The following is a 12,392-nucleotide window of genomic DNA, read 5'->3' as shown; positions in this document are numbered from 1 at the left end:
CCAAGCCAGCACGGGCGTCAGCACGGTGCCGTCAAAACGTGGCGGATAGGGCATAGCCGGCAGCCGTCACGCGGTGATGGCGGCCGGCCCGGAGGGTGCGCTCAGGCATCGGTGTGGTGGTCGTACCGGTGCCTGAGGGGCCAATTGTGGTGGCCCGCCACATACGCTCGTGACCTGCTCGCTTCTACGGTGTGGCGACACGACAACGTCCCCGTGACCCGCTCGGAAGTGGTGACCATGGCCGCCTCGGCAACCGCTCCAACACCCCCCGGCTCCATCAAGCGCATCATCGCCGCCAGCCTCATCGGCACCACCATCGAGTGGTACGACTTCTTCCTCTACGGCTCCGCGGCCGCGCTCGTCTTCAACAAGCTGTTCTTCCCCAGCAGCGAGCCGCTCGTCGGCACCCTCCTCGCGTTCCTCACCTACGCGATCGGGTTCGCGGCCCGCCCGCTGGGCGGCCTGGTCTTCGGGCACTACGGGGACAAGATCGGCCGGAAGAAGCTCCTCGTGCTCAGCCTCCTCATGATGGGCGGCGCCACCTTCGCCATGGGCCTGCTGCCCACCCACGCGAGCATCGGCGTCGGAGCCCCGGTCCTGCTGACCCTGCTGCGCCTGATCCAGGGCTTCGCGCTCGGCGGTGAGTGGGGCGGTGCGGTGCTGCTGGTATCCGAGCACGGCGACGACAAGAACCGCGGCTTCTGGGCGTCCTGGCCCCAGGCCGGCGCTCCCGGCGGCAACCTGCTCGCCACCGGCGTCCTCGCCCTGCTGGCCGCCGTCCAGTCCGACGAGGCCTTCCTCGCCTGGGGCTGGCGGATCCCGTTCCTGCTCTCCGGCGTGCTCGTGGTGATCGGCCTGTGGATCCGGGTGTCGGTCTCCGAAACCCCGCTCTTCCTCGAAGCCCAGGCCAAGGCCGCCGAACAAGCCGCCGCCGGCACCCGCGGCGACGCGAAGCCGCCCGTGGTGGAGGTGTTCCGGACGAACTGGCGAGGTGTCCTCACCGCGATCGGCACCCGCCTCGGCGAGAACATCTCGTACTACGTCATCACCGCCTTCCTGCTCGTCTACGTGACCACCCACCTCGGCCTGTCCAAGAGCGACGGCCTGAACGCCGTCCTCATCGGCTCCGCCGTCCACTTCGTCACGATCCCGGCATGGGGCGCGCTGTCCGACCGGATCGGCCGCCGCCCGGTCACGCTCATCGGCTCCCTCGGCATGACCGGCTGGGCCTTCGCCTTCTTCGCGATGCTCGACTCCAAGTCCTTCCCGGTCATCGCCGCCGCCGTCACCATAGGGCTGCTCTTCCACGGTGCGATGTACGGACCCCAGGCGGCCTTCATCTCCGAGATGTTCGACACCGAGGTCCGCTACTCGGGCGCCTCGATGGGATCCCAGCTCGCCTCCATCATCGGCGGCGCCCTCGCCCCGATCATCGCGGTGGCCCTGCTCGAGGACTACGACTCCTCGCTGCCGATCTCGATCTACCTCGCGGCGGCGGCGCTCTTCACGAGCGCCACCGTGCTCATCGCCCGGGAAACCCGCGGGCGTAACCTGGCCGGGTCGTACGGCGCGAGCCCGGTGCCGGTTCCCGGCAGCCGCCGGGCCGGGGCCGAAGCCGAGCTGACGTCCCCCGGCAACTAGCCGAGGCACCCCCGCCGGTCGCCGCCGCTGTCGTCAGCGGCGGCGGCCGGCCCCGTACCCCGGAGAGCCCGACATGCCGACCACCGCGAAGAGCCCCGGCGACGGCGAGGCATGGACCGCCCTGCGCCGGCTCCTGGACCTGCTGGCCGAGGGCGCGCCGGCCGAACACTTCGCGGGGCCGGCCGAAGCCGCCCGGCAGGCGGGCCTGCCCGCCGCGCGGACGCAGGAGATAGCCGAGGCGACCCGGGTGGCGCTCGCCATCCGCCGCACGCTCAGCCAGCACCGCCGCCGCGAGGCCGAACTCGCGGCCCTCTTCGACACCGCCGGGGACCTCGCTGCGCTGCGCCACCTGGACGCCGTCCTGCGGGCCATCGTCCACCGGGCCAAACTCCTCCTCGGTACGGACGTCACCTACCTGTCCCTCAACGACGACGAAGCCGGCGACACCTACATGCGGGTGACCGACGGCTCCGTCTCCGCCGCCTTCCAGCAGGTGCGCCTGGGCATGGGGGAGGGCCTGGGCGGGCTCGTCGCCGAGACGGCCCGCCCCTACACGACCGGCGACTACCGCGACGACCCGCGGTTCAAGCACACCGCCACGATCGACAGCGCCGTCGCGGAAGAGGGGCTGCGCGCCATCCTCGGAGTCCCGCTGCGCCTGGGCACCCGCGTGATCGGCGTCCTCTACGCCGCCGACCGCACCGCCCGCACCTTCACCCAGGACGAGGTCGCCCTGCTGGCCTCGCTCGCCGACCACGCCGCCATCGCCATCGACAGCGCCCGGCTCCTGGAGGAGACCCGTACCGCACTGGTCGACCTCAACGAGGCCTCCCGGACCATCGAGGCCCACAGCCGGGCCATGCGGCGCGCCGAGGACGCCCACGACCGGCTGACCGATCTGGTGCTGCGCGGAGCGGGCATCACCGAGGTCGCCACCGCCATCGGCGCCGTCCTGCAGGGCGGCACGCTCATCCACGACGCCGACGGAACCGAACTCGCCCGGGCGGGCGCCGACCCGCAGCCTCCGCCCCCGCAGGCGGTGGCCGCCTCGCGGGCGGGCGGGCGCGCGGTACCCGTCCACGGCACGTGGGTGTGCGCGGTCCTCGCGGGACACGAACTCCTCGGCAGTATCGCCCTCACAGGCCGCCCCGACCTCGACGACGCCGACCGCAGACTCTTCGAACGGGCCAGCGTCGTCACGGCCCTGCTGCTCCTCCTGCGCCGCTCGGTCGCCGAAACCGAGGACCGGGTACGGGGCGAGCTGCTGGGCGACCTCCTCACCCGGTCCGCCGACCCCGCAGGTCTGTCGGCCCGCGCCCGCCGCCTCGGCGTGGACCTCGGCCGGCCGCACGCCGTGTTCGTCCTGCACGCGGACGCGGTCCCCCGCCCGCGACTGCTGGCGGCGGCCGCCCGCACCGCGCAGGCGCGCAAGGGACTGGCCGGACAGCACCACGACGACGTCGTCCTCATCTGCCCCTCCGACACCCCCAGCCCCTGCGCGTCCTCGCTCGCCACCGAACTGGGCCAAGCCGTGGCAGCCCCCGTCACCGTCGGGGCGGCCGGCCGGCCGGTGACCGGCCCTCTTGACTTCGCCGAGGCGCACGCGGAAGCACGCCGCTGCCTCGCGGCCCTGCACGCCCTGGGCCACCGGGGGACCGGGGCCGCCCTCGCGGACCTGGGCTTCGTCGGCCTGCTGCTCGGCGACCAGACGGACCTGGGAGGGTACGTACGGCAGACCCTGGGCCCGCTCCTGGACTACGACGCGAAGCGCGGCACCGACCTCACCCACACCCTGCGGACCTACTTCGCGCTCGGCATGAGCCAGGCCAAGACCCGGGCCGCGCTCCACGTCCACGTCAACACGGTCGTGCAGCGCCTGGACCGCATCGGGCGGCTCCTCGGGCGGGACTGGCACCTCCCCGAGCGGGCACTGGAACTGCAACTGGCCCTGCGCATCCACCAGGTGTCGGCGGTCGGCGGATCCGGGGAGGACGGCAACCAGCCGGTCCAGGTCCGCTGATACCGATTCGGTTGCGACCGCCGGCCCGCTCGTACCCGACCCGCTCGTGCGGCAGTTGCAGGGTCATGGAAGCCTCCACCCCAGAGACGTACGCAGTGCTCGACGGCGCGTACTGGCTCGACCCCGCCGACGGTGACTTCGCCCCCTGCGTCCACTGCGCGCTCCTCCACCGGAGCCTCGCGCCCGCTGCCCCGCAGGAGCCCGGGCAGGACGGGGCAGCCGGGCAAGACGGGACAGCCGGCCAGGACGGGGCAGCCGGCCAAGACGACCAAGAAGGGCTGCTCGACCGGCTCCAGACCGCCCTCACCTGCGGGAACGCAAGCAGGTTGCGGGCCGTCATGCTCAGCTGCGCGGTCGGCACCGTCATCGTGGGAGCGGCCGCGACGCTGCGTCGCTGAGCGGCGAACGGCTTTGATCCACAACGGGGTTGTTGCCTAGCATGTGCACGCCATACGCACCTTCGCGTGCCCAGCCCGACGAAAGCACCCCATGCGCATCCAGCGGACCCTCACCGCGACCGTTCTCCTCGCGTTCCTCGCCACCACGCTCGCGGCCTGCGAGGACGCGGAGCCCGGCCGGTCGGCGACCGTACCGCCGGGGGTGGGCGGCCCGTCGGCGCCGGCGCCCGCGTCCCTCGCCGAGGCCCAGAAGTACGTCCAGCAGTACGCGTCGTGCGAGAAGATGGGCACGGAGCCGGGCGACAGCCGGCTGCCGCTGACCGACCTGACGACCGTCGGCGCGTGGTCGGTGACCGAGCGCGGCGTGTGCAGCGACCGCACCGAGCAGGGCGAGATCGTCTTCTACATGGCCTCGGACATGAAGGAGTTCCAGGCGGGCTACAAGAAGCGCGTCATGGACAAGATCGCCGGGGGCGACGGCTCGTACGGTCTCCACAGCCGGGTGTTCGTGGGCCGGAACTTCGCCGTCACCCCGACGGAGACCAAGACGGCCCTCGCCCTGGCTGCGGCGTCGGAGCTGCGCATCCTCACCTGCAACCCCACCTTCGGCGTCCCCAAGGGGTACAAGAAGGAGCAGGCGCTGGTCGAGGGCTGCGTGCTCAGCGATTTCGTCGGGAGCGCGGACGGCAAGGGCAGCCCGAACTTCGAGACGCCGCAGGAGGACCCGGCCGCCGCGGGCGGGGCGTCCGCGAAGCCGGGGCAGCCGGCGCAGGGCAGCCTCGGCCTGCCCCGGGCGGACAGCCTCGGCGAGCTCAAGAAGCTCGTCCACCCGCACACCGTCGACTGCACGAACATGTCCACCGCTCCCGACGCCGTGGCCGTCGAGTCCATCGACTACGTGCCGGTCGTGGCGGGGGAGCAGCTCGCGTGGGGCATCAAGGAGCGCGCCGTCTGCGGGGACATGGCGGGGGAGCGGCGGGCCCACAACCTGAACTGGCTCGACGTCGTCCGCGACATGAAGCTGCTGCAGACCAAGGCCAAGGCCGCCCAGCAGGCCGACCTGAAGGACGACGGCCGCCTCAAGGCCACTGCCAGCAGGCTCCTGGTCGGCGAGAACATCGCCGTGGAGACCAATAGCGCCTCGGTCCGGCACGGCCTCTACCAGCTGCAGTTCCTCACCCTGAACTGCGAACCCGGATTCAGCGCCCCGGCCGGCTACCGGCTGGAGAAGTCCCAGGTCGAGGGCTGCGTCCTCACCAACTACGAGCGGCGCTGACAGGGCCGGCCAGCCGACCAGCCGACCAGCCGGCCAGCCGGCCGGCTGGCCGACGCCGCTACGCGAAGCGGGTGGTGTCGCCCGCGCCCACGCGGACGATCTCGGCCTCGCCGCTGGAGAAGTCGATGACGGTGGTGGGCTTGGTCCCGCACTCACCCGAGTCGACGACCGCGTCCACCAGGTGCTCGAGGCGCTCCTTGATCTCCCAGCCCTGCGTCATGGGTTCGTCCTCGTCAGGCAGCAGCAGGGTGCTGGAGAGCAGGGGCTCGCCGAGTTCGGCGAGCAGCGCCTGGGTGACGGCGTGGTCGGGGATCCGTACGCCCACCGTCTTCTTCTTCGGGTGCATCAGCTGACGCGGTACTTCGTTCGTCGCCCGGAGGATGAAGGTGAACGGGCCCGGCGTCGACGCCTTGATCGCCCGGAACACGTCGTTGTCGAGGTGCACGAACTGGCCCAGCTGGGCGAAGTTCTGGCAGACGAGGGTGAAGTGGTGCCGCTCGTCGAGGTTGCGGATCGACCGGATCCGGGCCATGCCCTCACGGTTGCCCAGCTGGCAGCCCAGCGCGAAGCAGGAGTCCGTGGGGTACGCGACGAGCGCGCCGGACCGGATGCTGTCGGCCACGCTGCCGATCGTGCGCGGCTGGGGGTTCTCGGGGTGCACATCGAAGTACTTCGCCATCCACCGAGCCTACCCGCCACCCGCGCCACCGATGTCACCCGCGTCACCCGGGCATCGTGGTCACCCGCGTCACCCGGATATGGGGCGGGCCCGGACCCCGAGGGCGGGCACCTGCTGGCTGCTCGACGCCAGCATGCGGACCTCGCCCTGGTCGCTGATCTCCGCCTGCACGATGCCGGTCTCGTCGCAGTAGACGGGGTGACCGCCGGGGCCGGTGCGCTCCGTACGGCTCACCACCACCACGTCCTGGCCCTCCTCGGCGCCGTCGGGGAACACCAGCTCGTACTGCTCCGCGTGCATGTCGTTCCCTCCGGCAGGTCCGCCTCTGGCAGCTGCGGACGGCAGGCCGCCCGCCGTTTCATCATGCGGGCCGTACGCCATGACCGCATCGCCGTGCGATCACGGAGGGTGACCCCGGCGCGAGGGCGGCGAAGTGCTGCTAAAATGCACCCGTTGGCCTTCGGAGGGCGCATCCCGCGCACGCGTCCGGAGGCTTTTTTCATGCCTGCTTCCACCTCCGGGCCCACCACGCCCGCTGCCACCGCCACCGGATACCGCGACCTGCTGCGCAACCGCGAGTTCGCCGGACTGTACGTCGGCTTCACCCTGACGGCCGCCGCGACCACCCTCTCGGGCTTCGCGCTCGGCACCCTCGTCAACCAGCAGACCCATTCGCCGTTCCTGACGGCCGTGAGCATGTACGGCGCCACCTTCGCGACGGTGCTGGGCGCGCTGACGCTGATGTCCGTCGCGGACGGGAGACGTCCGCGGCGCACCCTGGTCGTGCTCCAGTTCCTCGCGCTGGCGGGCGTCGCCGCCCAGGCCGTGCCCGGCCTGCCGCTGGCCGTCCGGTTCGCCCTGCTGCTGGTGCTCGGGTTCTTCCAGTCCCTGGGAACCGGCACCCGGATGGGGCTGCTCGCCGAAGTGGTGCCCGATTCCGCCTACGTCATGGCCCGTTCGCTGATGAACATCACCGCGGGCGGCACGGCGATCCTCGGCTACGCGACCGGGGCCGTGCTGCTGCGGTACCTGACCCCGCAGGGGCTCTTCGCCGTCGCCGCCGCCCTGACCGCACTCGCACTGGCCGTGGTGGCGGCGACCGTACGGGAGCACTCGATCCGCCTGACCCGCCGTCCCGGGCCGCGCCAGACCTGGACCACCAACGCCGCGCTCCTCGCCGACCCCGCCCGACGCCGCCTGCTCCTCAACCTGTGGGTCCCCAACGGGCTGATCGTCGGCTGCGAGGCGCTGTTCCTCTCCTACGACCCGGCCCACGCCGGGACCTTCCTGGCCGCCGGATCGGCGGGCATGCTCCTCGGCGACCTGACCGTCGGCCGCCTGCTCACCGCCGGCCGGCGCCGCCGCTGCGCCTTCGCGCTGCGGCTGCTGCTCGCCGTCCCGTTCCTGCTCTTCGCGTTCCACCCGCCGGTCGTGCTCGCGGCGGTCGCGGTGTTCCTTTCCGGAGCCGGTTTCGCGGCCACCCTGCCCCTGCAGGAGCGGCTGCTCGAGCTGACCCCCGACCCGGTCCGCGGCCAGGTGCAGGGCGTGGAGTCGGCCGGCCGGATGACCTGGCAGGGCATCGGCGCCGCGCTCGCGGGCGGCGCCGCCCAGTACCTCGGCCCCGGTACCGCGATCACCGTCGTGGCCGCCGCCTCCGTGGCGATCACCCTCGTCTCGGCCGACGGCGGCACGCGTCACGCGCCGGTGCGCGCCGCCTCGTAGCGGGGCCGGCCTCCTCCTCCGCGTCTGCGCGGGCCCCGCCCGGACAGTGCGCCGGGCGGGGCCTTGGAGCGCGGCGGGATCGCCTGCGGGTCGCCTGCGGGTCGCCTGCGGGTCGCCTGTGGGTCGCCTGTGGGTCGCCGGTGGAGCGTCAGCCGGTCGGGAAGCTGTCCGCGGTGCGGATGCGGTCGCGGATCCAGACGCCGGCCGGCTTGAGCGAACCGGTGCCCGCCCACGGGCCGTTGCTGTTGCACGTGCCCGTCGTGAACACCGCGCCGGTGCGGTTGTCGTCGGAGAAGTTCCAGTTGGTCCAGCTGATCTTCTTGGCCGCCATCAGGTCGAGGTACTTCTGCGACATGGTGAAGTCGTTGCCGCCCTCACCCGCGTAGTTCTGGGTCCCGAACTCCGTGACGAACACGGGGATCCGGTCGGCGGCGCGGGAGAGGGTGTCGAGGTACTCCTCGCGGTGCGAGTACGCGTAGAAGTGGAACGTGTACATGATGTTGGACGCGTTCACCGGGTTGTTGACGACCTCGGTCTCGTCGGCGCCGTCGGAGACGCCGAGGGAGGACCAGCCGCGGGTGCCCACGAGGACCGGGGCGTCGGAGTCGATGTTCCGGATGACCGGGATGAGCTGCTCCGCGTAGCTCTTGACCGCGGCCCAGCCCACACCGCTCGGCTCGTTGGCGATCTCGTAGAAGATGTTGTTCTTGCCCTGGTGGCGGTTGGCGATCGCGCTGAAGAAGGTCTTGGCCCGGGCAAGGTTGTAGTTCGGGTCACCCGGGTCGAGCATGTGCCAGTCGACGATCACGTACATGCCCCGGGCCGTCGCCTGCTCGATGAGCGAGTGGGCGAGGTCGGTGAACTTCTGCGGGTCCGTCTCGTAGCCGCCCTCCTGGACGTACGTGGAGACGCGCAGCACGTCGGCGTTCCAGTCCTTCGCGAGGGCGTCGAGCGAACCGCTGGTGAGGCACTGCGCGTACCACTGCGTGCCGTGGGTGCTCATGCCGCGCAGCTGGACGGGCTTGCCGTACTGGTTGCAGAGCTTGGTACCGCAGACCGTGAGCCGGCCGTTGATGCCGACCGGGGTGGTGCCGGGCACGGGCGGGGTGGTTCCGGCATCGACCGCGAGGTGGTCGACGTTGGGGCCGCCGCTCGCGGTGGTGGCGGTGGCCCGGATGGTGTTGGCGCCGGCCCTGAGGGCGGCGCTCAGGCTGGTGGTGGACCAGCTGGTCCAGGCGCCGGTGCCGTTGAACGCCTTGTTCGGGGCGACGGCCGTGCCGTTGACCGTGATGGTCATCGGCCGGTTGGAGGTGGTGCCGTTGGCGTAGCGCAGCGTGAGGGTGGCGGTGGCGGCCTGGGCCGAGTTGACGGTCCACTCGACGTAACTGCCGCTGGCGTTCTCGTAGTTGACGAAGCCGCTGCCGGTGAAGCCGGTGTGGTTGGACTCGGCCGCGCCTCGGGAGATGGCGGCGTTCTCGGCCTCGTGGGTGACGGGGGCGGCCGCCGCGCCCGAGGCGCCGGGTGCGGCGGTGAGGCCTATGAGCAGTGCGCCGATGAGGGTTCCGGCTCCGGCGAGGGAACGCAGCCGAACGCGTGGGGGTCTCAAGGTGTCTCCATCCCATTGACGGCCCGAGGACCGTAAGGAAACTTTCCTAATGGAATGGAATAGCAGCGTCCGGCAGGGCGGCACAAGACCCCGTGCACGCGGTCCACGGACGGGGACGTGCGGTCGGGCCCCCTTCACGGGGACACGGCGGCCCCCAGCGAATCCGCGGCCAGCGCCCTGGGCGCCCCCTTCTCGTAGAAGACCTCGAGCGCCGTGATCCGGAACCCGGCCGCGGTCAGCATGCCGGCGGGCTGCCGGGTGAGGTGACAGCCGCCGAGGAGGCGCTTGTTCAGCGGCTCGAGCCGCCGCTGCCAGCGGCGTACGCCCTCGTCCCCCTCCGGGGCCAGCCCGTGTTCCACGAAGTGCAGGGTCCCCCCGGGCTTGAGGACGCGCCGTACCTCGCGCAGCGCCGCGCCGGCATCGGGGATGGTGCACAGCGTCCACGTGGACAGGGCGCTGTCGAAGGTGTCGTCCTCGAACGGCAGCGACTGGCCGTCCAGCCCGGCACGCCGTACCGGCACGCGCGCCGCCGCGACCCGGTCGGCGGCGAGCCGCCAGCCGAGATCGGACGGCTCGATCGCGGCCACGCCGGTGACGGACGGCGGGTAGAAGGGCACGTTGTGGCCCGTACCGAAGCCGATCTCCACGACCTCGCCCGTCAGGCCCCCGCAGACCCTGCGCCTCAGCGCCTCGGCCGTCTTGACCCCGCAGGCGGCGTTGATGATCCGCGGCAGGACCCGTTCGGTGTAGAACCCCATGTCGGCCTCCCTGGGGCTGGTCGGGCGGTCCGGCGGGGTGGTGCCGTGCCCCAACACGGCACCACCCAGGGGCAACAGGCGTGTCAGACGTTGATGCAGGTGTTGCCGCCGGCCGGGTTGAGCGCCCCGATGATGTTGACGGAGTTGCCGCACACGTTGATCGGGATGTGAATGGGAACCTGGATCAGGTTTCCGGAGAGAACGCCGGGGGAGCCGGCCGCAATACCCGAGGCTCCGGCGTCGGCCGACGCGACCGAGGCACCACCGAGGAGCGCAAAACCGACGGCGAGGGCCAGCCCGGCACTCTTCAGGACACGCGACATGTGAAGTCTCCTTGTACAGACTGAAAGCGCAGCCAGCTGCGCACGGCCCCGGACGGGGTCCGCATCTTGTCTTCGGCAGCCACCACCCCCGGCGCCCGGTGATGCACGCCTTATTCCCCCGAAGGAGTGCCCCGGGCGGCTGCATTCGGCGGCACCGGAAACCTCGGCGTGGCGCGGTTACGCATCCGGTCCGGGCGTTCGCCGGTGTGCGGCTCCCGGGGCGTCTGACGGGTCGTAGGGGCCGTGCCATGCGCCGAAGCCCATGTCGGACGGGACGGGCGGGGGACGAGGGGCGGAAGTGACGGCCGTTCGCGTGGATTTGCGGAGGGTCCGAACTCGGGTGCCAGGGCCTGCCGGAATCGGGAGATACCTCTGGTGCCTCCGACCCGAGGAGAGAGAAGCGCATGAAGAACCGACTCGCACTCGCCGGATCTGCCGTAGTCGCAAGTGTCGGACTGTGCGCGGTGGCCGCGCCCGCCGTGGCGCAGGTCCCGTTGAACCTCAGCGTCGGCTGCGGAGACGTCGCCGGGCTCATCACGGCCATCGGGCAGGTGAACGCCCATGCCGACGGCGGCACGATCACCCTGGCCAAGGACTGCGCCTACCGCTTCCAGGACGACTTCGAGGACTCGGGCACCGCACTGCCGGCCATCACCGGGAAGGTCGCCGTCGTCGGACAGAACTCGACCCTGATCCGCTCCGCGCGCGAAGGCCTCCCGTACTTCCGCATCCTCACGGTCAGCGCAGGGGGCCGGCTCACCCTGAAGGGCGTCAGTGTGACCGGCGGCCACACCGAGGGAGACGGCGCGGGCATCGCCAACGCGGGAACGCTGCGGCTGGAGGCCAGCAGGGTCGTGGGCAACCAGGCGGGCGGGGACGGCGGGGGCATCGCCAACGACGGCGGGGACGTCACGCTCGTCGACAGCAAGGTCCTGGTGAACGTGGCCACCTCCGCGGCGGGCGAACCCGGGGACGGCGGCGGCCTCAGCAACAGCGAGACGGGCACCCTCACGCTGAGGAAGAGCACCGTCGCGGGCAACACGGCCGACGAGGACGGCGGCGGCATCCAGAACCACGGCACGCTGACCGTCGAGCACAGCCACTTCACGAACAACGAGGCCCGTGACGACGACGGCGGCGGCATCAACAACCTCGGCACCGCGCAGATCGAGCACAGCAGGATCATCGAGAACTGGGCCGGAATCGACGGCGGTGGCATCGCCAACGGTGAGGACGGGACGCTGGAGGCCGAGAACTCGTTCCTCATCGGCAACAAGGCGGGCAACGACGGCGGCGCCCTCCACAACGAAGGCACCGCGACGCTGTGGAAGAGCAAGGTCGAGAGGAACTCGTCGGGCCGCGACGGCGGTGGCATCAACAACGAGCAGGTGGCGGGGGCCGACACCACGCGGCTGACGCTCGAACGCACGACCGTCTCGGAGAACCGTGCGGCCGGTGTGGGCGGCGGCATCAACAACCGGGTCGGGGCCACGGTGACCCTCACGGACAGCAAGATCGTCAAGAACCTGCCCGAGAACTGTGCCGGAACGGTCCCGGGCTGCTCCTGACAGGCACGTCGCGGCAGGTGGAGCACATGGAGCTGCCACGGGCGAGGGGGAGTGGTCGGATCGGTGCATGAACGATCCGTACGCGATTGACGTCCTGGCCGTATCGGCTCCAGCCGGCCTCGCCGAGCGGCGGGCGGCCCGCCGCACGGCGGCCGCCCATGCCGCGAACGCCGAGGAGCTGGAGGTCCTCCTCGACATGCTCGGACTCCACCCCGACCACGACGCCTCCGCCTCGGGCGGGACGGGCGCCCCCTTGCGCCCCCGGTGCCCGTAGGCCGTACGCGCGCACGGGACCATGCGCCCGACGCCCGACGCCCGACGCCCGACGCCCGACGCCCGACGCCCGACGCCCGACGCCCGACGCCCGACGCCCGACGCCCGACGCCCGACGCCCGACGCCA

The 12,392-nt window shown here is 71.8% G+C and carries 12 protein-coding genes; 7 read left to right on the top strand and 5 right to left on the bottom strand.

What is annotated here, in order from left to right; genetic code table 11:
- Positions 1-237 precede the first annotated feature (237 nt).
- The 4 genes from ACZ6I1_RS19390 (at position 238) to ACZ6I1_RS19375 (ending at position 5,335) form a co-directional block, all read left to right on the top strand.
- Entirely contained in the window at positions 238-1,641 is a 1,404-nt protein-coding gene (locus ACZ6I1_RS19390; protein WP_469288896.1) for an MFS transporter, read from the top strand.
- Positions 1,642-1,714: 73 nt separating this feature from the next.
- Entirely contained in the window at positions 1,715-3,661 is a 1,947-nt protein-coding gene (locus ACZ6I1_RS19385; RefSeq protein WP_469288689.1) for a helix-turn-helix domain-containing protein, read from the top strand.
- 65 nt (positions 3,662-3,726) lie between these two features.
- A complete protein-coding gene (locus tag ACZ6I1_RS19380; protein WP_469288687.1) occupies positions 3,727-4,059 on the top strand; it encodes a hypothetical protein in 333 nt (110 codons plus the stop codon).
- A 91-nt stretch (positions 4,060-4,150) separates the two neighbouring features.
- Positions 4,151-5,335: a hypothetical protein gene (locus ACZ6I1_RS19375; RefSeq protein WP_469288685.1), complete on the top strand. Its 1,185-nt coding sequence runs from the start codon at positions 4,151-4,153 to the stop codon at positions 5,333-5,335.
- Between the two features lie 58 nt (positions 5,336-5,393).
- Here ACZ6I1_RS19375 and ACZ6I1_RS19370 read toward each other — a convergent pair whose 3' ends face one another.
- Both ACZ6I1_RS19370 and ACZ6I1_RS19365 read right to left on the bottom strand, forming a co-directional pair.
- Positions 5,394-6,014 carry an L-threonylcarbamoyladenylate synthase gene (locus ACZ6I1_RS19370; protein ID WP_469288683.1) on the bottom strand — a complete coding sequence of 207 codons (621 nt, stop codon included), beginning with the start codon at positions 6,012-6,014 and terminating at the stop codon, positions 5,394-5,396.
- 69 nt (positions 6,015-6,083) lie between these two features.
- Positions 6,084-6,314: a DUF6296 family protein gene (locus ACZ6I1_RS19365; protein ID WP_469288681.1), complete on the bottom strand. Its 231-nt coding sequence runs from the start codon at positions 6,312-6,314 to the stop codon at positions 6,084-6,086.
- A gap of 201 nt (positions 6,315-6,515) precedes the next feature.
- Between ACZ6I1_RS19365 and ACZ6I1_RS19360 the strand changes: the two genes are divergently transcribed.
- A complete protein-coding gene (locus tag ACZ6I1_RS19360; RefSeq protein WP_469288679.1) occupies positions 6,516-7,736 on the top strand; it encodes an MFS transporter in 1,221 nt (406 codons plus the stop codon).
- A gap of 148 nt (positions 7,737-7,884) precedes the next feature.
- Here the strand turns inward: ACZ6I1_RS19360 and ACZ6I1_RS19355 are convergent, their stop codons facing one another.
- From ACZ6I1_RS19355 to ACZ6I1_RS19345, 3 genes are all read right to left on the bottom strand, one after another.
- Entirely contained in the window at positions 7,885-9,426 is a 1,542-nt protein-coding gene (locus ACZ6I1_RS19355) for a cellulase family glycosylhydrolase (RefSeq protein ID WP_469288677.1), read from the bottom strand.
- Between the two features lie 50 nt (positions 9,427-9,476).
- On the bottom strand, positions 9,477-10,100 hold the full coding sequence (locus ACZ6I1_RS19350) for a class I SAM-dependent methyltransferase (RefSeq protein ID WP_469288675.1): 624 nt from the start codon (positions 10,098-10,100) through the stop codon (positions 9,477-9,479).
- 83 nt (positions 10,101-10,183) lie between these two features.
- Positions 10,184-10,423 (bottom strand): chaplin, encoded by a 240-nt coding sequence (locus ACZ6I1_RS19345; protein WP_469288673.1) that lies wholly within the window; start codon positions 10,421-10,423, stop codon positions 10,184-10,186.
- A gap of 404 nt (positions 10,424-10,827) precedes the next feature.
- On the opposite strand from ACZ6I1_RS19345, the gene ACZ6I1_RS19340 reads away from it, so the two are divergent.
- A complete protein-coding gene (locus tag ACZ6I1_RS19340) occupies positions 10,828-11,991 on the top strand; it encodes a hypothetical protein (RefSeq protein ID WP_469288671.1) in 1,164 nt (387 codons plus the stop codon).
- Positions 11,992-12,058: 67 nt separating this feature from the next.
- On the top strand, positions 12,059-12,265 hold the full coding sequence (locus tag ACZ6I1_RS19335) for a hypothetical protein (RefSeq protein WP_446588973.1): 207 nt from the start codon (positions 12,059-12,061) through the stop codon (positions 12,263-12,265).
- The last annotated feature ends 127 nt before the right edge of the window (positions 12,266-12,392 follow it).

Source organism: Streptomyces sp. NPDC046303, from assembly GCF_055588085.1.
Note: the sequence above shows the minus strand (reverse complement) of the source record. Positions and strands in the feature narration are given on the sequence as shown.

Coding starts and splice junctions, on each gene's coding strand:
- ACZ6I1_RS19385 (WP_469288689.1), top strand. CDS start 1,715: ATGCCGACCACCGCGAAGAGCCCCGGCGACGGCGAGGCATGGACCGCC.
- ACZ6I1_RS19380 (WP_469288687.1), top strand. CDS start 3,727: ATGGAAGCCTCCACCCCAGAGACGTACGCAGTGCTCGACGGCGCGTAC.
- ACZ6I1_RS19370 (WP_469288683.1), bottom strand. CDS start 6,014: ATGGCGAAGTACTTCGATGTGCACCCCGAGAACCCCCAGCCGCGCACG.
- ACZ6I1_RS19360 (WP_469288679.1), top strand. CDS start 6,516: ATGCCTGCTTCCACCTCCGGGCCCACCACGCCCGCTGCCACCGCCACC.
- ACZ6I1_RS19365 (WP_469288681.1), bottom strand. CDS start 6,314: ATGCACGCGGAGCAGTACGAGCTGGTGTTCCCCGACGGCGCCGAGGAG.
- ACZ6I1_RS19375 (WP_469288685.1), top strand. CDS start 4,151: ATGCGCATCCAGCGGACCCTCACCGCGACCGTTCTCCTCGCGTTCCTC.
- ACZ6I1_RS19335 (WP_446588973.1), top strand. CDS start 12,059: ATGAACGATCCGTACGCGATTGACGTCCTGGCCGTATCGGCTCCAGCC.
- ACZ6I1_RS19390 (WP_469288896.1), top strand. CDS start 238: ATGGCCGCCTCGGCAACCGCTCCAACACCCCCCGGCTCCATCAAGCGC.
- ACZ6I1_RS19345 (WP_469288673.1), bottom strand. CDS start 10,423: ATGTCGCGTGTCCTGAAGAGTGCCGGGCTGGCCCTCGCCGTCGGTTTT.
- ACZ6I1_RS19340 (WP_469288671.1), top strand. CDS start 10,828: ATGAAGAACCGACTCGCACTCGCCGGATCTGCCGTAGTCGCAAGTGTC.
- ACZ6I1_RS19350 (WP_469288675.1), bottom strand. CDS start 10,100: ATGGGGTTCTACACCGAACGGGTCCTGCCGCGGATCATCAACGCCGCC.